The organism is Stappia sp. BW2 (assembly GCF_008107695.1).
Lineage (GTDB): Bacteria > Pseudomonadota > Alphaproteobacteria > Rhizobiales > Stappiaceae > Roseibium.
The window spans coordinates 643,495-661,696 of the sequence record NZ_VIRG01000070.1 but is presented as its reverse complement, the minus strand read 5'-3'; the positions used below and the strand labels follow the sequence as shown (position 1 = coordinate 661,696).

The window sequence follows — 18,202 nt, the reverse complement described above, 5'->3', positions numbered from 1 at the left end:
GTCCAGTCTTCCAAGAGCAGGACGACAGCTCCGCAATTGCGTAGCTGTGCCTTCGGCAGCAACACTAACGGTCACGAAGAGGCTCTTCGTTGCACCAAGTGTATACGACAACTCCGGGCCGTTTGTGTCGACCAGGCACCAGCCAAGGTCAGGATCGGGATGCCGTACCACGGCAAGTCCGTTTCGAACCCTATATAGACATTGCGTTTATTGGGACATAGCCTGAACCGAGTTCGTTGACATTGGAACAGGTTAGGGGGCGAAATTGGCTGACTGGATTTACGTCGACAATTCCAACGTATTCATCGAGGGCAAACGTTTAAGCGCCGTTTCTCGCGGATTAGCTCCGGATATTTACGATGCGATGAACAATAACATTCTTGACCAAGGATACCGGTTAAGTTTTGGAAAGCTCTATGAGTTTGTGGCTGGACATGACAAAGCAAATACAGCACGAGCAATGCTCTTCGGCTCCCGTCCACCTGCCAATGACGCCATCTGGAAAATCGCAGAAAAAGCTGGATTTGAGGTAGTTGTTGAAGATCGGAACGTCGCCAATAAAGAGAAGAAAATTGATACTGGCATTGTCGCTGCGATGACGCGTGATGCCTACAAAAACGCTAAAAAAGACGACACCTTCACGATAGTTTCCGGCGACAGCGATTATGTTCCGGCAATTCTTCAGATGCAGGGAGACGGTTTCACTGTTGACGTAGTGTTCTGGGGTCATGCCGCTGGTGAGTTAAAGGAAGCAGCATCCAATTTCATTTCGCTCGACCACCATCTGGAAAACTTACGAGTTTAACCAAACTAACAATTCGAGCTGATCGACTTAGCTTGACCGCAACTTTATCCTCAGTGCCCGCATCTCTCGGCTCCTCCCTTTTCGCAGATGCATTGAATGACGGCTTCGGCGGACCGCACTTCAGCGCGCGAAAGTCCGCTCCGGGCCGAATTCGCCCACACCTGTGTAGCCGACGAATGTCAACTCACCGCCCAATTGTTGAGTTCAGAGCGCTGCGATAAATGTCTTTGGTGGGTTCGAAGTCTACCTTCTTTGCAGTTGATACGGACGACAGCTAAACGCCTCCATCGGACGCTGAGCTGCCGTAAGGAAACCCCCAGCGAGTGTAATTTCCCAGATACTTTTTGTAAGGTTCAACCTATAGTACTTTGAGGTTCAAATTACGTGAGGAGGCCAACTTGGAGATCCAGTGGATTTTGGTGGCTGGTCTGGCCCTGATGGTGACCGGCGCGATCACAGTCTATTTGAAGCGGGAAATCACGACTGGCCAGGCGCTGGTTTTTGCCTTTGGCGGCGCCATGATCGCCATACCGCAAATTGCCAATTTCGAGTTCAGCAACGGGACGGTCAAATTCACGACAAAAATCCAGGCCGCGGCGTTGACGACCCAGGTGGAGACCTTGAACAAGGAGCAGGCCGATCTGGCAAGCACCGTTCTGGCTCTGACAAAGCAGAACCAGAAGCTTGCGGAACAGGTTGCCAAACTCAGCGGGGACGTGTCCGATGCACCCGAGGGCAATCCAGCATCCGCTCCTCCCGAATTCGTCGTACCCGACTGGTCGACCTATCAGAAAAGCACGGAAAACCTGATCCAGCAGAGCGAGGGCCGGACACTGCAGCTAGACAGCTTGAAGCAGCAGCTGAAAGCAGAGTGAAACGGCCCATTTTGCATCCTGCTAAAGGGGCCTTCCGCGTGACGGACGGAAACGTGCCTTTGACGACCGTTCAAGAAGTTAAGTCGCGAAAATCAACGGCCAAAGCCTATCGTCCTGCAATGTCGAGCAGAGTCCCGGAAGGATTGGCGCACATTGAAGACCTTTTTCAAGCTGCTGCATTCGGGAATTCGGGGCTCGAAGGCGACCATCGCCGCGGATGAACAGGACGAATGCAATGGCCTCCGGTCGGTCGTTCACCGGCTCTTGGCCTGGTCCTGAAATCGTCGGTTCGGTGCGAGGCGAGCAAATGCCCGGTTAGGGCGTATTACGTTGAAAACTCGTTTGTTTTTCGTCTTTGAAGGCGCCCGTGCTTTTGAGTGGGGACGAACCATCAGGTACCGGACAGGATCGGCATCGGCGTGCTGAACCACCGCAAGGATCTCATTCTGGAATGGGCCGTTCCATGAAGCAGTGAATATCCGATTGCCCGATCTCTATGAAACCAGATCTACGGTAGAGTGACCCCACTGGGTTCCAGTGCAAATACTCCAGCCTCACTGGAAGGGTGAGGCTATCAGCCAGCTGTAGACAGTGTTGCAACACCCTCGATCCTGTCCCTTGTCCCTGAAAGTCAGGAAACAAGTAAAATTCACCAAACCGGACATGATCAGGAAAGACCTGAAAAGAAACGGTGCCTAGTCGATTTTCCGCACTGGTGATCTCAAAGAATGGTTTCTCCTGGTAGCGGCGGAAATGAACGTTGCGCTGGAACTCCTCGTCCCACGCCCACTTCCGCATTATGTGCGGCCCCATCGCCGCGCGTTTGGCTTCGAAGGAAAAATCAATATCAGCGGGCGTGTTCTTCAGTCTGGGAAATATCAGGTCGGGTTGAAGTTTTGGAATGTCCATTTTTTCAAATTAGCTGAGAGCTAGATACGTTTCCAATCGACTAATCAATTCAGGTCCGGTTTGCCCACATTGCCCCTACCCTACAGCAAGGACCTTCGCAAATGCGATGACTGACGGCCTCGGCGGCCCCGCACCGCAGCAGCCCTTCAGCGCGTGAATAACCCGTTAGGACCGCTCTCCGACCTTTATGAACCTCCCTATCCCTCACCCCGAATAGCCGCCTTGCAGACTGGACCAGTGTCTCCCGAACAACCGACATAGGGATGCCTTGGTGGCAGACAGCTCTGACGAGGACAGCCGCCGTTCTTGAGTTTTCGCGAGAACGGCTGGATTACAAGACCAAAACCAGAAGTTGACATTCGCGTTGAAAGTCCATAAACACACTACATCGATATTTTCTTGCCGAGCTTTGGTTACAACGCGATTGGCACCGCGTTCCTAACGAACCCTCCCTTTAAAGCATCGTTATAACCACCTGTGAGCCTCTGGCTTACCGGTTCCTCTCTCTATGCTATGAAAGGGTTCATCATGACCACTGGCACAGTAAAATGGTTCAATTCCTCCAAAGGCTTCGGCTTTATTCAGCCTGACAACGGCGGCCCGGACGCATTCGTCCATATCACCGCTGTCGAACGCGCTGGAATGCACGAAATCGTTGAAGGCCAGAAGATCGGCTACGACATGGAGCGCGACAACAAGTCGGGCAAGATGTCCGCCTGCAATCTGCAGGCCGCCTGATAGATCCGGAATCTGCTTTCCCTTGACCACGGATGTACTGGCACTGTCGAAAGCATGAGACCAAGCAAGGTCAGGCAAGTTGCCTGGCCTTTTTCGTAACCGCTCTCTGGTGAGCGGCCTCTACGAGGAAAGCCATGACCGAGAAATACAGCAAACTTCGCCAGCAGGCCGAAACCGCGTTTGGCAAAGCCCAGTCGCAACTCTTCGAACGCCAACGTGCGATTGAAGACCTGAACTCGATCGTGGTTACCCGCAACGAAAAGACCCAGAGACTGCGAGAGGCTCGTCTTGCCAAGGAATTGCAAGACAGTGTGACCTCTGCAGCCAAGCCGGCTTCGAAACGGGCAAGAAAGTCCTGAAGCCGCTCTATGTATCCCGTCAAATGGAATTGAGATTTGAAAAGAATTACAAACAGCGAACACACCGACCGTCGCAGCGCTGCGAAAGACGCCAAGGCAGCCCTTGTTGAGGCCTTCCGCGCCGCCAAGGAAGCTGCCGAACCGACCCGCGAGGCCAAACAGGCCGAGCGGCGTTTGATCGCCGAAGCTCGTGAACAGCGCCGCGCCGAGCGCGACCAGGCGAAACTTGAAGAACAAAATCGCGCTGCCACGGAAGCAGCAGCTAGAGAGGCCGCCGCTGCTGCCGCAGCCAAAGCTGAAATCGAGGCGCGCGAGCTGGCTGACAAGACCCGTATCGAGCGCGTCCTGCAGGACGAGGCAGATCGGAAAGCTGAACGCGATCGCCGCTACGCAAATCGAAAGGCCCGTCGGGCCTGAAGGTGTCATGACGCTTGGTCGTGCTCCTGCCTGTTGAAGGTGACCACGACCTTGCCTTTGGCACGTCCGGTCTCGACATGGGCCAAGGCGTCTGCCGCCTGTGCAAACGAAACCACCTTGTCCACGACGGTCGGATGACGCCTGCGTCAAGACCCGTTGCCCGGGTGAGTGTCGACCTGTGTCAGACCGGATTGACTGATTGACTGAAACGGTGAAAAGCTTGTCCGTCTCGGCGCGGACCGGCAAAGCGAGGCGTGTCTCGGCTTCGCGGATGGTCAGGTCAGCCGCGATGGTTGCTGCCGTGTCACCGTACTCCATGGACAGTGTCACTATGTGCTTCCGCCATTCCGGCCGCGGATCGAGGAGCGCGCGTGCATGCTTCCATGAGATCCCGACACACGCGACCAAAGACATTGCAGTCCCCGCCGCGACCCACACGGCGATGGCGACGCAACAGGCGGCGAAGAAGCCCATCAGAACCTGATATTGACCCTTGCGTTTGCTCCCTGGTCGCTTGCGTTTTCCCCGAAAGCTCCCTGGTAGGAAAGGCCGAGGGTGGTGCGGTCGGTGATGCTGAGGGCAAGCCCTGCCTCGACAAGGGCTGTGTCCCGGTCGAGGGGCACGCCCTGAACCGTGAAGGGATCAAGTCCGGACAGGGCCATGCGCTGATCGGGCGTCAGATCACCTATGGCGTGGCGCCAGCCCAGGGCCCCGGTGAGAGCCACCGAGACACCGTCGGTGGTCGCAAGCGTTTTCGACATGCGAAGGCCGAGCGTGCTTGAGCCGAGAAGCTGGCTGGAGCCGTCCCCGGTGAGCGCCAGGGTGGCGGAACCCTGCTCCTGGAAAGCGTCGGTCTGCTGATGCAGGAGCGCCAGTCCGGCGAAGGGAGAGACCTGCAGCCAGGGTGTTTCCAGGGCATAGGAGGCTTCGCCGAAGACTTGCGCGGTCCGGGACCAGTAGTCGGCGGTGAGCGTGTCCTTCAGGCTGCCTACGGCAACGGCCCGCTCGCTTGACACATCGTGCCAGCTGTAGGCGGCGCCGAAGGTGAGACCGAGGTCGGAAAGCCGCACCCCGCCATAGGCGCCAAGGGTGTAGCTGTTCGCATCCGCTGAGGAAGATCGCGCGGAAACGCTGGCCTGGCTCTGGCCGACACCGGCCAGCACCCCGAAGCGGGCCTGGGGCCAGGCGGTTGCCTCAAGCCCGATGAGGGCGCCGCCGGTGCTGCGCGAGAGCGTGGCTGCATTGCCATCACCGTCGAGCTTGCCATAGGCCCCGTAGGCGCTGCCCCAAGTGTTGAGGTTGAAGCCTGAACCGGTGACCCGGCCTGGGCCCCGCGGGCCGACCGGACCGTTGAAGGCGATCTCGGGCACCTCCGAAAAGCCGGCAAAGGCATCATGGATGCGGCTGGTCACCGTGTCGCGCAGCCGGGCACTGTCGTTTAGGAACATGGACGGCAGCGAGGCATGGATCTCGCCTGACAGGCTGTCATAGGCGCGCCGTGCCTGGGTCTCGTTCAGGCCCGCGACAACCCGGTAGAAATCGCTGGTGGAGGCAAGCCCACTGAGGGAGCCTGCCACCGCCCGCTGGTTGGTGGTGCGCGCCACATCGGCAAAGCTTATGTCGTTGCGGATCAGATCCAGGGTCACCGAGGTGGCGCCATAGGACAGCTCGGCATCGAGGAAAGCAAAGTTCTCGTTGACCGTGCCAAACGTGCCGGTAACAGCCGTGCCTGCAGTTATGATTGTGTATGTGGTGGACGGAGCATAGCTGGAGCCATCGTCTGTACCGTTTTCCGCCAGAATTTTGACTGCGGCGCCACTGTCGATGGTCACGGTCCCGGTGGCGGCGATCTTGTCGGAGTTCCCGGCGCTATCGACTTCCACGTCATAGGTCGAGCCAGCGGCAAAGGAAACGTTGCCGGCGACATTGAGAGTGCCGATGGAATTGCCCGGCGCGATCGTGCTGCCGGAATTGGCGGTCACATTACCAAGTGTGCCAGACCCGCCCACGGTGCCGCCGTTCAGGGTCGTCGCGCCGATGCGCCCGTTGACCACCAGCCTGCCGCCGGAAACCGTGGTACCCCCGGTGTGGGTGTTCGCCCCGGTCAGGGTCAACGTACCCGCACCGGATTTGGTCAGCGAACCGGTGCCGCTGATTGCCCCGCCATATGTTGTGGTGCCCGACTGTTTCACCGTGAGCCCCGCACTGCCCAACGAAACGGTTCCACCGGTACCGGAAAGCGCCGACATCGCAAGATCGTACCCGTTGAGGTCGAGTGTGCCGCCATTGACCGTGTAGACCGTGTTTGCGGCGAATGCGCCAGCCGAGCCAGCCTGCAAGGTGCCGGCCTCGACCGTCGTGTTGACGGTATGGGTGCTCGTACCGGTCAGGGTCCATGTGGAGTTGCCTGTCTTCGACAGGACTTCGAAGCCGGTGTATTTGGTGCCGATTTCTCCGGCATCGAAACTTGCGGCCGGGCTGGTATCGCCTCCCAGAACAAGCGTGTCGCTGGTGCCGCCCGCGATGACATTGCCGATGATCGTCGAACCCGCTCTCAGCTCCAGAATATTAGTGCCTGAGGTGAATTCGATGGCATTGGCGCGAACGCCGCCGCCGGAGAGCCCTCCGGAAATCGTCGCTTTGTTGACGATGGTCAGGCCTGATCCCGTGATGCCGGCTGCGCCAACACCTACGCTTCCGGCACGCCCGGTACTGTGATTAAAGGAGCGACCGCCTCCGCCCCCGTGGCCGCCCGCACCGCCGGCGATCATTCCGCTGTTTTCAATGACGAGACCCGTGCCCGCAATCCCCGCGCCACCCGCGCCGCCGTTGCCACCTCTGCCGCCATCTTCATAAATTGCGAAGCCGCCACCCCTGCCGTTGCCGCCGCTTCCACCCGTTATCGCGCCTTGGTTTTCGAGTTTGAAATCGCTGCCTGAAAACGCCGCCGCACCGTTGCCGCCGTCGCCACCGTTGCCCGGCGATTCGAGGAGAGGAGCGAAAGGGTCGACGTCGCCGCCGCTGCCGCCCGCACCGCCATTACCGCCGGTTACCGAGCCGGACAGGGTGAGGGAAAACCCGCTTCCAGAGAGCGCGCTGGCGCCCGCCTCTCCTGCCGTACCGCTGACGCTAGCCGGGCCGTTGACACCGCTCGCCCCTGCCTCGCCGGCCAGCGTGCCCAACAAGGCGGAAGCAAGCGCGTTCGTGGAGGACACGCCAGACAGGACAAGCGATGTGCCACTCGCCGCGAGTGGCGAGCCGGAGATCTCGACCGGAGCGCTCGCCCGAACCGTGACGTCCTGTGCAAAGGCCGGCAATGTTCCGGACACGGTAATGGTCGAGACCGCAGGATCGATCTCGATCACGTCCCCGCTGTCGCCTGCGCTGGCAATGGCCCAGCTCAAAGACCCGGCGACAGTGCCGCTGCCGTCGTCGGTTGCTTCCGTGACGGTATAGGTAGCGGCTCTGGCCATGTGAGGCAGCGCGACAAGCAGGGTGGCGGCGCAAAGGGCGGTGGAGAGGCGGAGCCGGGCCGACAGCCGCGGCAGAATGCAATGAGCGGAAATGGTTTTCATCAAGGTCTCAGCGACAAAAGCAGGCAGACAACGGCAAGGAGGCACACACGGTGTGGCGCTTCAGGCTCGCAGGAGCTGAGAGGGCGTCAAATCGGGGCATGGGACCTCCCTGCTGGTTTCAGGTGGAACCATGCCGATGCAAGGAGGCCGTTGCTGTGCGCGCCGGCCCTGCGATTGACATATTTCGCGAGGCATGGTCCGAGACAGCTTTTTGCCGCTGCTTGAGGTGAGGCGCTATCCCCTGTTTAGGGGTTATTGTTTCAAATCAATCCCTTGCCAAGCCAGAGCGCCATCAGCGCCGAACGGCTGGACACGCCGTATTTGCGGAAGATCCGCTTCACATGGTCGTGGGTGGTATGCGGGCTCTGGTTGTTCTGCTCGGCGATCTGTTTTTCCGTCAGGCCAAGCAGCAGACCTTGCAATACCTGCTGCTCGACCGGGGTCAGCGGCGCGGTTGCCACGCCAACACCTTCACCCAGCATCTGGTGCTTGAAGAACCAGCGTATGCCGCGCAGCGCATGGGAGACGATTTCCTGATGGTCCGCTGTGAACGGCTCACTGACGAAGTTGCGATGAAAGCCGATCTGGATTTCCGCATCCTCGTTGATCGGGATGCCGGCCCAGAGGGAATCCTGCCGGTCGAGCGCCTTGTAGTAGTTCTTGTAGGAAGGCCCTTCGAACCACTCCGGCGTGGCCAGCTCCTTCAGGCTGAGGACCCGGAATGTCCCGGCCAGCTCCACGTTGCGCGTGGTGGTGATGTCCGGTTCGCCCTTTTCCATCTCCTCGAAAGCCCCGTCAATCGCCGCATTGGTGTGATCACACGGGTTCAGCGTGAACAGCGTGCGCGGACGCCAGCCCTTCATCGGATCGCGCGACTGGGGCGAGTTCAATCGCACACAGCCGATCCAATCCGCGTTCTGTGCGTCGATGAGGCCGCAGACCGTCTCGAGCAGGAACCTGCGGGAAGCGTGGATATCCCCGACGTCGTGGTCGGCCAGGTTGTCCCAGAGCAAATAGATACGTTCGAGTGACGTCGGCGCGATTGGCATGAGATTTCCAGGAGAGACAGAACAGGCGGGTTGCATCTTGTCTGGATACCCCCCAAAGCCAGCAATGAAAAGGGCCGCAAGGATCCTTCCCGGGGTTTTCAATCGGAAAGCCTGTTGCGGGAGTTAAGTCATTTGTTTCAAACTGTTAGGGGTATTTTTCGCTCCCCCTCCCCCCCCGGACAACGCACCGATTTGGTCAGTCCAGCTTAGACCTGCCAGTGCGAGAACAACAGCTTTCGAAACCTGCGACTGGGCTTCCGATGTCCGAATTGGGGGCACGAAGGAACCATTGGATTAATGGTTATAAATTTCCGCTCCGAGCCATTTGTATCGGCCAGGCATCAGACAGGGTCAGGATCGGCACGCCGCGCCGCCGCAAGGCGGGTTTGAGCCCATCTTGGCCAACGCTGCGGTGAATGTGAACGTCCGCAATCTGATTTCTTTGGCTTGGCGCAGGGCTTGTTTCTTGCCGGGCCTATCTGATCAAGCGTCCGGCCAGTTCCTGAATGAATTCACGGGTAGCGCCCGTGTCGTTCTCCGCGAGATAAGCCATTGACCCGCCGACCACATAGGCGGCTTTCACTCTGGCGTCCGAAATGCTCCGTGCTGCCAGTTCTTCTGACAATTGTTGAATGAGCGCCTCGCGGAAACGTGGCAAGAGCGCATCGCCCCGCCCGCCCTGCATGGCATGGGCAAAGAATTCGGGCGCCTCCGCGACGTGATCGACGAGCCAGTCCAACGTTGCGAGTGCTCCGTTCGGATTGGTCGAAGGGCGGATCTTGGCCATGTTGTCGGAAAAAACTTCGTCCAGCAGATCCGACTTGGCGCCGTAATGTTCGTAGAAGGACGACCGCGCCACCCCGGCACGGCGGCATATCCCGACGATCGTGATCCCGCCCCAGTTGTCCTGCTCCAGCAGTTTCATAAGGGCCTGCTTGAGAGCCGATTTCGTATGCGCTGCGCGCGGGTCTTCGGACACATCGCCTCCGCTCTGTCCGGAAAGTCTCCTCCCGGTCTGGTCCTAGGTCATCCGTTTGCGTAGCGAACGCTATCGGACATGTGTCCGAGACTTCAAGGAGTATCTGGAATGAACGACAATAGCATGCCCCGCCGGATCATCCGCCGGGGCCTCTATCCCGCCTCGTGGGCTTGGATCATTTTCGGTCTTTGGTACTTCCTTCAGATGAAGGTCGACGAACGGCCCGCATGGATCCTGATCACTCTGCCGCTCTTTCTGACATATCTCGTTCTCGAGCTGACCTTTCCAATGGACTGGCGCTGGTCCATGACGTGGCGCAACTTGCTGCCCGACTTCATCTATATTGGTCTTTCCGGGGGAACGGTCGGGCTCCTGTCCGCAGGGCTCGCGATGCTGTCCATCACCATTTCGGGACAAGGGGACGGCCTCGCCCGCGACTGGCCGCTCTGGATTCAGGTGCCGGTTCTGTTCCTCGTTTTTGAAATTCTAAACTACCATATCCATCGGGCCATGCACGAACTCCGCGGGCCGATCGGTCGGGTTTTGTGGCAAATCCATGCCGCCCACCATCTGCCCGACCGGCTCTATCTGCTGATGCACGCAGTGCTGCACCCGTTCAACGCGGTGTTCGTTCAGGGCATGACGATCATCGTGCCGATCTGGCTCATGGGGTATCGACCCGAGGCTGCCCTGATCTTTCTGGTGGTCAATGCCTTTCACGGCATCATCAGTCATTTCAATGTCGATCTGCGCCTTGGCTGGGCCAATTATGTCTTCGTCGGCCCCGAGGTTCACCGGTATCACCACTCCGCGAATGTGAGCGAGGCGAAAAACTATGGCGCGACGCTAACGGTCTGGGATCAGATTTTCGGCACGTTCGTTTACCGCCCTGGAACACCACCACGCGAATTGGGAACCGATCCGAAAACGAAGTTGCCTGACTATCGCCAGGTTTATTCAGTCCTGATGTTACCGTTTCGCCGTGGAACCGGAGGATAGAACCGGTTCGTGCAAAAACGATCGCAAAGCCGCCATTCAAAAACTTGCGACAAATGACGGCTTCGTCGGACCGCACCGCAGCAGCGTATCAACGAGTGGATGACCGGTTATGCCGTGAACGACGCTGGCGCAAAATTGGTCGCTGCGATCATTGTTGCGACGCCGCAAGTCCGATTAGAGCCCACTTTGACCAGTGCTGCAAAAATGCATGGAACGGCGGCTTCAGCGGAAGTGTCGCTTGTGCGCGATGATACCACGGCGACCAACGGCAGCTCATCCAACTTCTTCAAAAGCCTGGTCCACCTTCCTCGGAAAAAGCGTACCATCCATTGGGTCAGCCTCACCGACATAGGCTTCGAAGTGGACGGCACAGTCGGACCCGTTAGACACGACGACACCATAATGCGCCGGTCCTTCGTAACACTGCTGGCGTCCAGTCCGACCGCGAAGGAAAGGCTCGACGCGATGATGGTTTCCCGCGAGCGTGGCGCAGGGGAGGCCTCCCCAGCTGCCCGCCGACGAGATGTGGCAATGCCCTGCGATTACCTGAAGAATATCAGCACCGCTTTGTTTCAACACCGCGAGGAGGTCGCTCGGTGCGCTGAGACGATAGGTGTCGACAGGCATCTGAAGGGCCGCAGGATTATGGTGGAGGATGACAATCACCTTTAGTCCAGACCTGCGCGCATTTGCGAGTTGTTCGGCCACCCAAGCCAGCTTCGGCGCAGGGAAGCCCCCACGCTCATGTCCCGGTTCGGAGCTGTCGAGCACGAGCACACAATGCCCTTTGATATCCCTACGACACTGCACGTAACCGTTCGGATCGGTCTCGAAGTTCTCCGCATAAGTCAGGTAGACGTTACGGTCGTCATGGTTACCCAGTGTAACGCATTGAGGGATCAGCAAAGCCCTGCGCAGACTATCAAAGAGCCGGTAGGCCTCAGGCTCGGCCTGGTCGGCGATGTCCCCGGCGAAGACGCACAAATCTGCGTCGCCGTGCCGTGCGGCAGCGCTCCTCAAGGCAACGGCAAAACGGGCGGTAGTGTCCATATTGGGTCGTCGTGTGCCGGGCGCAACGAGGTGAAGGTCATTCATCACGACGATCTTGAGGAGCTTGGAATGGGATGCGGAAGTCCGGGGATGATCCAATGACAGAGTCCAATTTCTTTTTCGCGATACCAGTGGCGTAGTCGGATTTTCAAGTGTTGTCCATAATCGCTGGCGGCTTGTGTGATCGCGGTGGGGCCGCATTGCGAACGTTCGGCCTGGATCGAATGAGCCGAGGTGCAGAAGGACCCCTGGCGGGCCTTAACCACGTACCAGCTTTGTAATCGGACATTGGGATCTGACTGGTGAAAGTCCGCTTCGTCCGCGCTGCCGACCTTGCCGAATTATCTGGTTGAGCAGTTGCAGTGAATATCTCCTGCGACTGGCCGCACCGCAGCGACATCGAGTTGGATGACCGGCAGCAATGGGCCGTTTATGTCGACCAGGCACCAGCCAAGGTCCGGATCGGGATGCTGTGGCGCCGCAAGTCCGCTTAGAGCCCAAACTACCAGCATGCCGCATCGCGTCGAAACACTGCTTCGAAGCGAGTGCGAGAGCAGGCCTTGCACCAGCAATTCGTCACCGAGCTGCGGCTTCCAGCAACAACTAAACATTTCTGGGGCCCTGGGAAGGATCGCTATCCTTCTCGCATCAACTCTTTGATGCCGCCCATGAAAGTCTCGTCGTCTTGCGCCTTGCGCCTGTCCAGCAACGCCTCGGCATCCGCTCCCGCGCGGTAACGTAGACGGTCACCTGTATCGTTGATGGCGCTCCAGATCACGTCTGCAACGCTTTCTGGCGCCGATGGGCTGGACGCCAGTTTGCCAAAGACGCGCCCCATGGCCTCGGCTGTGGGCGCATAGTCTGGCAGGCTTTCATCCATGGCAAAATCGAAGGAACTGCCGCCGAAATTTGTTTTGATCATGCCCGGCTCGACAATGCAAACCCGGATGCCAAGCGGTTCGAGTTCATAATGCAGCGCCTCGGACAGGCCTTCGACCGCGAATTTGGTACCATGATAGAGCGTGCCCAGCGGGAAGGTGATCTGCCCTCCGATCGAAGAGATATTGACGATCGTACCCGCACGGTTTTCCCGCATGTGCGGCAGCACTGTTTTCGTCACCTCCAAAAGACCGATCACATTGGTATCGAACTGACGCCTTATGCGCTCCATCGAGAACGCCTCCAGCGCCCCATAGGCCCCGTAGCCCGCGTTGTTGAGCAACGCGTCAATTCGGCCAAAACGGCGGATTCCGGCGTCAACGGCCCCGGCGATCGTATCCGGGTCGGTCACGTCCAGTTTGGCCACGTGCACATTGTCGAGTTCGGCAAGATCACCCGCAGCATCCGGCTTCCGCATCGTGGCGATCACGTTCCAGCCGTTGGCCTGAAAATGCCTGGCCGTCGCTGCACCGATGCCTGAAGAGGCTCCTGTGATCAGTATGGTTTTCATGTCATGTCTCCCATGGCTTAAATTTGGTCACGTTACTCTCGATTTTTTCGCCAATCTTCCTCGAAATTCCGGAAAACTTGCCTGTTTCTCCATTCGAACCGAGTTTTGTTTTAGTTCTTGAACGCGTAGTGCTATTCGAGTCGCGAGAGATTGGAGGCCGCCATGACACGTCCAGGATTGGTCAACCATGTTACGGCGCTGCTGGATCAAGCTGAGGTCCGTGAAGGGGCGATGCACGACAACAGCAGCGGTACGCACCTGCTACGGCACCACGCGACCACTGGTTTGAGCGCAACGGTTTACCGGCCTTTGCTGTGCCTCATTCTGCAAGGCGCAAAGCAAGTTGGGTCAAATACCAAAACGATAACAGTGCGAGCAGGACAATCACTGATTGTGAGCCATACGCTGCCCGTGGTCTCTCGCATAACCGAAGCCTCGCCCGAATGCCCCTACATAGCCCTGGTTTTTCCGCTCGACCTTGACCTGTTGCGATCCCTGGCCCCTGCTGTGTTGCCGGCTTCGGGGGCGTCGTCTGACCCCTTCTCGATCTGCCAGTGTGACACCGCCCCTTCCTTGGATGAGGCTCTTCTTCGGTACTTCTTTCAGTGCGAAGCTGAAGAGACGCGTCAACTCCTGGCCCCGATCACGTCCCGGGAAATCCATGCAAGGCTCCTGATCGGGCCGCAAGCGCCCGTGCTGCAAAGGTTACTCTGGCACGAAAGCACGGCAAGCCGCATTTTCTTGGCCACGCGCGATATCCAATCGAATCTGTCCGGCGCCATCGTCGTCAGTGATCTCGCTCGCCGCGTCGGTATGAGCAACTCGGCCTTCTTCGAGCAGTTCAAGGCCGTGACAGGAACATCCCCACTCCAGTATCAGAAAGACCTGCGCCTTCTCAAAGCCAGGGATGATCTGAGGACGAGCCGAGCAAAGGTCTCCGAGATCGCATTTGGCGTGGGTTACGAAAGCTCAGCGCAATTCTCGCGGGAGTACTCCCGGAAATTTGGAAGATCACCGCGGCAGGATCGGGAGCTTGAACCTCTCGGATAGTTCTGTTGCGCTTATGCGTGCGAAAGCGGACCTTGAAAGTTGGAAATCGAGCAGCAGGATTGTCCGCAATCCTGGCATCTGGCGGCCACCCGTCTTCGCAAATGCAAGGAACGGCGGCTTCGGCGGACCGCACCGCAGCAGCGTATCAGCGGTTTGTTTTGAACTTGACCATCGAGCGTGCGGCACGTAGTCCGGTTTTCATCACGAACGTTGCTCCCTACGGCACGCTCATTTGACAGGAGATTGGCACAAGGATGGTTGAGCTTCGGAAAATGAGATCTGACGAGTTTCCGGGCTATGTCGATTATTTCGTTCCGGATTATGCCACTGAAATCTCTGCAAATTATGACGTGGACATCCAGACAGCCACGAAACAAGCTGCACAGACGGTTGCCGAAAGCTTTGAGCAGGGCGTCGAAACGCCGGGTCAGGTTTTGTTGTGCATCGTCGCAAGAACCGAAAATGCGGACGCCCCGATCGGGTATCTTTGGTGCCAGCCGAACGCGAAAAATCAAACCGTGTTCATCAGCGACTTTTCCATCCTGCCGCCTTATCGGGGAAAAGGGTTTGCTCGTCTTGCATTGGCAGCGTTGGATGAGTGGTTCTCAGAAACCGAGTTTGCCGAATTTCGGCTCCGTGTTGCAGCAGACAACAGCATTGCAAAGAACCTGTACCTGTCGGCTGGGTTTACGCCGACAGGCATCAACATGCGACGAGCGATAGAACGCACATAGCACCCTACGTGCTTTGTTGTAGCAACAACGTCCGCTTTGTCCGCAGTGGGGGCTGAACGGGTGCTCGACGGTCAATGACGCCTTGCCTCAGGAAGAAAAATGGCTCTCCGAAAAGTTCTTTCGGAGAGCAGCCGCTAGGAGCGGACGTTATTCCTGGCTCAACGCGGTTTCCAGAAACGCCCGAGCACTTTGCAACGCTTGCGCGCCTTCAGGCAGGACGGAGGCAAACATGTGCCAGACATGGAACATCTCAGGCCATATTTCCAGCGAGACGCGCACTTGCCCCTCGCCCAGGTGGGCCGCGAGGCGGATCGCATCGCTCAGCATCACTTCGCTCTCCCCAATCTGAACGAGGATTGGCGGCAGGCCCGCGACATCCGCAAACACCGGCGAAGCCGCAGGATGCGCCTTCGACGCCCCCTGAAGGAAGGCGGCAGCCATAAGATCAAGACCAGCCAGGCTGACAGTGGGATCGATCCCGTCGCGTGTGGTCATGGATGCACCGGTATGTTCCAGATTGGCCCACGGCGAGATGGCGACCCCGGCGGCCGGCAGGGGAAGACCGGCATCCCTGGTAGCGACCATCACCGTCACGACCATGGCTCCCCCTGCGGAATCGCCCGCGAACATGATCCGATCAGCGCGGTTCCCTTCCTCCAGAAGCCATCGATAGGACGCGAGAGTGTCGTCGATTGCCGCAGGGAACGGATGCTCCGGCGCGAGGCGATAGTCCGGCATATAGACGACGGCCTTCAGGAGCTTCGCGAAATGCCCGGCGAGCCCGTGATACCCGGCCGGGCTTCCGGCAATATAACCTCCGCCGTGGATGTAGAGGAGCGTACGCCCGCTCTCGACCTCGTCAGGCGTAACCACGGTGCCGGGCACGCCCCCCATGTTGGTATGGCTGATCGTGACGCCTTCAGGCGTTGGGTGAGCGGATAGCACGTCCAGATAGTGGGTGCGCGCTGCCTCCCAATCCCCCTCCCCCTCAAGGAGAAGAGGACCAAAGGAGGCGGAAGCTTCGTTCCAAGCGGCAATACGTTCTTGAACCATGGGAGAAAAGGGCATTTTGAACCTTTAAGTGTTGCGTCTCCTGTCACCTCGACTAGAGAATTTTGATCTCTATAATGGAAATATTCGGGAACTAATTTCCCGTCTATGGTGCCAGCGGAGATGCACGATGACTGCCAGCGTGGAAGAGATACGGGCCTTCGTGGCCACAGTGGATGCCGGTAGCTTCATCGGCGGCAGTCGAGCGATCGGGCTGACGCGGTCGGCCGTCGGGAAGGCAATTGCCCGCACAGAAAAGCGCCTGGGGACCCGGCTGTTGAACCGGACGACGCGTGCGTTGAGCATGACCGACGAGGGAAAGCTCTATTACGATCACTGCAAGCGCATTCTGCATCTTCTGGAGGAGACCGACGCGATCATTGGCGGAGACCGCGGAACACCCAGCGGCCTGCTGCGCCTGACCGTGCCAACTGCGTTCGGACGGCTGCACGTGCTGCCGCTCCTGCATCGTTACATGGCAAAATGGCCCGACCTGCGCGTGGATGTCAGTTTCAGCGACCGTGTCGAGGAACTGGTGGACGGTGGATACGATCTCGCCGTGCGCATCGGGATTGGAAGCCCAGATTCCCAGATGATCTCACGTGTGGTCGCCCACCATGTCGGGATCTTCTGCGCCGCACCGTCCTATCTCGACCTGCGCGGACGGCCTGAGAAGCCGGACGATCTGCTGTCGCACGACTGCGTGGTGTTCCGCAGCGAGACCAGGCGGCATCCTTGGCGCTTTCGCGATGACGACGGGTCATGGGCAAGCATAAGTGGCCGTGTTCGGTTGCGGCTCGACAGTGGCGAGGCGATAAGAGACGCCGCCATTGCCGGCGTGGGCATCATCAACCTCCCGAGCTTCCTTGTGCAGGAAGCGTTGGTCGATGGACGTCTGGAACAAGTTCTCTCGGGACACGAAACCGAAAGCGTGCCAATCCAGGCGGTCTATTCCAGCAAGCTCTACCTGCCTGCCAAGGTACGCTGCCTTGTTGACCTGATGTCGACTGAATGGGCTGAGACACGTCGCCGTTGATGAACGGGCTATAAGCAACGGTATGGATCGGGCAACTTTCGGACAATCACTACGAACGGATGATCTGAAAAAAGTTGCCGCTTCAGGAAAAGTCCCGTCGGGACCAACCGCTACTGTTCCAGTGTCTGCCGCCCATCACAGCTTGCGAACGGGGTCTGTCGCCCACTTTCCTGCTCAACGTCAGACTGACCAAAAACCTTCAGTTGATTGCGTCCACATTCCTTGGCTTCGTAGAGGGCCGCATCGCATCTGGAAAAGATCCTGGATGTATCATCGCTGGTCAAGATAGGCGTAAGGCCGACGCAAAATGATATCATCAGGTCAGGCGCATTCCTGACCGGGCGAACCTGGGAAATGGCTTCATAAAGCTGTTCGATTGTTGCGTTGGCGGCCTTTACGCTTTGTCCGGGAAACAGGATCAGGAACTCTTCTCCGCCAAAACGCCCAAAGGCATCACGCAGCTTGATCGTCTCTCGAACAACTCTGGCGAAGGTGACCAGAACTTCGTCACCTGTCTGATGACCATAGGTGTCGTTGATCTTCTTGAAATGGTCGATGTCCAGCAAGCCGACGGTTCCGCCCGCCTCGACAGCGACTTCGCTGGGCTTATGCAATTTTTCCGGTCTGGAAGGCAGCATTCTTTCCAGTTGGCAGATTATATGCCTGCGATTGGAAACACCCGTCAGCTCATCTGTGGAAGAGGCGCGGACGGCTTCGTCCCGAGCCTGTCGAAGCCAGCGTTCTGACTGGCGCAATTCCGAGACATCCGTCCCGACGTAAATGATCCACCCATTAGGCAGCATCGTTTCCGTCACCCAGATGTAGGCGCCGCAGTGTAGATCACTTTCGTAGGTTCTGACCTTGTTTTTGCCACGTCGAGACCTGACCGACGCGATCCAGGCATCGATGTCATCCGACTGGATGATCGTGCCGCGCTTGGCGGCAAAGTTCCGCCTCATCAGCTGTTGCCAGCACAGGTCCTCACCAGGGAGTATGTAGTAGGCTTTGCGAAAGGACTCGTTGGTAAATCGCAGGCGTTCCTGCTCATCATAGACCCCGATCAGGGCAGCGGAGTGCTGCATCATCGCGATTATGTTGCCGAGACCAAAATCATCGTCGGGGTGCAA

19 protein-coding genes are annotated in these 18,202 nt (G+C 58.3%); 10 read left to right on the top strand and 9 right to left on the bottom strand.

Annotated features, from left to right (window positions below; all coding sequences use genetic code 11):
• Positions 1-265: 265 nt before the first annotated feature.
• Both FMN63_RS21970 and FMN63_RS21965 read left to right on the top strand, forming a co-directional pair.
• Complete coding sequence (locus tag FMN63_RS21970; protein WP_148586280.1) at positions 266-805, top strand: NYN domain-containing protein; 540 nt, start codon at positions 266-268, stop codon at positions 803-805.
• A 398-nt stretch (positions 806-1,203) separates the two neighbouring features.
• Complete coding sequence (locus FMN63_RS21965) at positions 1,204-1,680, top strand: hypothetical protein (RefSeq protein WP_148586279.1); 477 nt, start codon at positions 1,204-1,206, stop codon at positions 1,678-1,680.
• Positions 1,681-2,121: 441 nt separating this feature from the next.
• Here FMN63_RS21965 and FMN63_RS21960 read toward each other — a convergent pair whose 3' ends face one another.
• The gene (locus FMN63_RS21960; RefSeq protein WP_148586278.1) at positions 2,122-2,589 is read right to left on the bottom strand and encodes a GNAT family N-acetyltransferase; all 468 of its coding nucleotides are present in this window, start codon (positions 2,587-2,589) and stop codon (positions 2,122-2,124) included.
• A 528-nt stretch (positions 2,590-3,117) separates the two neighbouring features.
• Between FMN63_RS21960 and FMN63_RS21955 the strand changes: the two genes are divergently transcribed.
• From FMN63_RS21955 to FMN63_RS21945, 3 genes are all read left to right on the top strand, one after another.
• Positions 3,118-3,327, top strand: coding sequence for a cold-shock protein (locus tag FMN63_RS21955; protein WP_148586277.1), 210 nt, complete (start codon positions 3,118-3,120; stop codon positions 3,325-3,327).
• A gap of 134 nt (positions 3,328-3,461) precedes the next feature.
• Positions 3,462-3,686 (top strand): hypothetical protein, encoded by a 225-nt coding sequence (locus FMN63_RS21950; RefSeq protein ID WP_148586276.1) that lies wholly within the window; start codon positions 3,462-3,464, stop codon positions 3,684-3,686.
• A 36-nt stretch (positions 3,687-3,722) separates the two neighbouring features.
• Entirely contained in the window at positions 3,723-4,103 is a 381-nt protein-coding gene (locus FMN63_RS21945; protein ID WP_148586275.1) for a DUF6481 family protein, read from the top strand.
• Positions 4,104-4,108: 5 nt separating this feature from the next.
• Here the strand turns inward: FMN63_RS21945 and FMN63_RS21940 are convergent, their stop codons facing one another.
• The 4 genes from FMN63_RS21940 to FMN63_RS21925 form a co-directional block, all read right to left on the bottom strand.
• Complete coding sequence (locus FMN63_RS21940; RefSeq protein WP_286192780.1) at positions 4,109-4,219, bottom strand: hypothetical protein; 111 nt, start codon at positions 4,217-4,219, stop codon at positions 4,109-4,111.
• A 357-nt stretch (positions 4,220-4,576) separates the two neighbouring features.
• Positions 4,577-7,678, bottom strand: coding sequence for an autotransporter outer membrane beta-barrel domain-containing protein (locus FMN63_RS21935; protein ID WP_148586274.1), 3,102 nt, complete (start codon positions 7,676-7,678; stop codon positions 4,577-4,579).
• A gap of 260 nt (positions 7,679-7,938) precedes the next feature.
• Positions 7,939-8,727, bottom strand: coding sequence for a helix-turn-helix transcriptional regulator (locus FMN63_RS21930; protein ID WP_148586273.1), 789 nt, complete (start codon positions 8,725-8,727; stop codon positions 7,939-7,941).
• 475 nt (positions 8,728-9,202) lie between these two features.
• Positions 9,203-9,706, bottom strand: coding sequence for a TetR/AcrR family transcriptional regulator (locus tag FMN63_RS21925; protein ID WP_148586272.1), 504 nt, complete (start codon positions 9,704-9,706; stop codon positions 9,203-9,205).
• A gap of 108 nt (positions 9,707-9,814) precedes the next feature.
• On the opposite strand from FMN63_RS21925, the gene FMN63_RS21920 reads away from it, so the two are divergent.
• Positions 9,815-10,705 (top strand): sterol desaturase family protein, encoded by an 891-nt coding sequence (locus FMN63_RS21920; RefSeq protein ID WP_162530097.1) that lies wholly within the window; start codon positions 9,815-9,817, stop codon positions 10,703-10,705.
• Between the two features lie 273 nt (positions 10,706-10,978).
• Here FMN63_RS21920 and FMN63_RS21915 read toward each other — a convergent pair whose 3' ends face one another.
• A complete protein-coding gene (locus FMN63_RS21915) occupies positions 10,979-11,956 on the bottom strand; it encodes a metallophosphoesterase (protein WP_148586270.1) in 978 nt (325 codons plus the stop codon).
• Between the two features lie 161 nt (positions 11,957-12,117).
• On the opposite strand from FMN63_RS21915, the gene FMN63_RS29910 reads away from it, so the two are divergent.
• Positions 12,118-12,249, top strand: coding sequence for a hypothetical protein (locus tag FMN63_RS29910; RefSeq protein WP_286192727.1), 132 nt, complete (start codon positions 12,118-12,120; stop codon positions 12,247-12,249).
• Between the two features lie 140 nt (positions 12,250-12,389).
• On the opposite strand, the gene FMN63_RS21910 is transcribed toward FMN63_RS29910, so the two are convergent.
• A complete protein-coding gene (locus FMN63_RS21910; RefSeq protein WP_148586269.1) occupies positions 12,390-13,205 on the bottom strand; it encodes an SDR family oxidoreductase in 816 nt (271 codons plus the stop codon).
• A gap of 162 nt (positions 13,206-13,367) precedes the next feature.
• Between FMN63_RS21910 and FMN63_RS21905 the strand changes: the two genes are divergently transcribed.
• The gene (locus tag FMN63_RS21905) at positions 13,368-14,255 is read left to right on the top strand and encodes an AraC family transcriptional regulator (RefSeq protein WP_148586268.1); all 888 of its coding nucleotides are present in this window, start codon (positions 13,368-13,370) and stop codon (positions 14,253-14,255) included.
• Positions 14,256-14,509: 254 nt separating this feature from the next.
• Positions 14,510-14,989 (top strand): GNAT family N-acetyltransferase, encoded by a 480-nt coding sequence (locus FMN63_RS21900; protein ID WP_148586267.1) that lies wholly within the window; start codon positions 14,510-14,512, stop codon positions 14,987-14,989.
• A 147-nt stretch (positions 14,990-15,136) separates the two neighbouring features.
• Here FMN63_RS21900 and FMN63_RS21895 read toward each other — a convergent pair whose 3' ends face one another.
• On the bottom strand, positions 15,137-16,042 hold the full coding sequence (locus tag FMN63_RS21895) for an alpha/beta hydrolase (RefSeq protein WP_205514221.1): 906 nt from the start codon (positions 16,040-16,042) through the stop codon (positions 15,137-15,139).
• Positions 16,043-16,169: 127 nt separating this feature from the next.
• Between FMN63_RS21895 and FMN63_RS21890 the strand changes: the two genes are divergently transcribed.
• Positions 16,170-17,075, top strand: coding sequence for a LysR family transcriptional regulator (locus FMN63_RS21890; RefSeq protein WP_148586265.1), 906 nt, complete (start codon positions 16,170-16,172; stop codon positions 17,073-17,075).
• Positions 17,076-17,185: 110 nt separating this feature from the next.
• Here FMN63_RS21890 and FMN63_RS21885 read toward each other — a convergent pair whose 3' ends face one another.
• A complete protein-coding gene (locus tag FMN63_RS21885) occupies positions 17,186-18,202 on the bottom strand; it encodes a GGDEF domain-containing protein (RefSeq protein ID WP_162530095.1) in 1,017 nt (338 codons plus the stop codon).

What these genes read in the sequence shown, in the direction of transcription:
- FMN63_RS21920 (WP_162530097.1), top strand. Translation starts at nt 9,815, where the DNA reads ATGAACGACAATAGCATGCCCCGCCGGATCATCCGCCGGGGCCTCTAT.
- FMN63_RS21895 (WP_205514221.1), bottom strand. Translation starts at nt 16,042, where the DNA reads ATGGTTCAAGAACGTATTGCCGCTTGGAACGAAGCTTCCGCCTCCTTT.
- FMN63_RS21960 (WP_148586278.1), bottom strand. Translation starts at nt 2,589, where the DNA reads ATGGACATTCCAAAACTTCAACCCGACCTGATATTTCCCAGACTGAAG.
- FMN63_RS21930 (WP_148586273.1), bottom strand. Translation starts at nt 8,727, where the DNA reads ATGCCAATCGCGCCGACGTCACTCGAACGTATCTATTTGCTCTGGGAC.
- FMN63_RS21900 (WP_148586267.1), top strand. Translation starts at nt 14,510, where the DNA reads ATGGTTGAGCTTCGGAAAATGAGATCTGACGAGTTTCCGGGCTATGTC.
- FMN63_RS21915 (WP_148586270.1), bottom strand. Translation starts at nt 11,956, where the DNA reads ATGCGGCCCCACCGCGATCACACAAGCCGCCAGCGATTATGGACAACA.
- FMN63_RS21950 (WP_148586276.1), top strand. Translation starts at nt 3,462, where the DNA reads ATGACCGAGAAATACAGCAAACTTCGCCAGCAGGCCGAAACCGCGTTT.
- FMN63_RS21955 (WP_148586277.1), top strand. Translation starts at nt 3,118, where the DNA reads ATGACCACTGGCACAGTAAAATGGTTCAATTCCTCCAAAGGCTTCGGC.
- FMN63_RS21905 (WP_148586268.1), top strand. Translation starts at nt 13,368, where the DNA reads ATGACACGTCCAGGATTGGTCAACCATGTTACGGCGCTGCTGGATCAA.
- FMN63_RS21910 (WP_148586269.1), bottom strand. Translation starts at nt 13,205, where the DNA reads ATGAAAACCATACTGATCACAGGAGCCTCTTCAGGCATCGGTGCAGCG.
- FMN63_RS21890 (WP_148586265.1), top strand. Translation starts at nt 16,170, where the DNA reads ATGACTGCCAGCGTGGAAGAGATACGGGCCTTCGTGGCCACAGTGGAT.
- FMN63_RS21935 (WP_148586274.1), bottom strand. Translation starts at nt 7,678, where the DNA reads ATGAAAACCATTTCCGCTCATTGCATTCTGCCGCGGCTGTCGGCCCGG.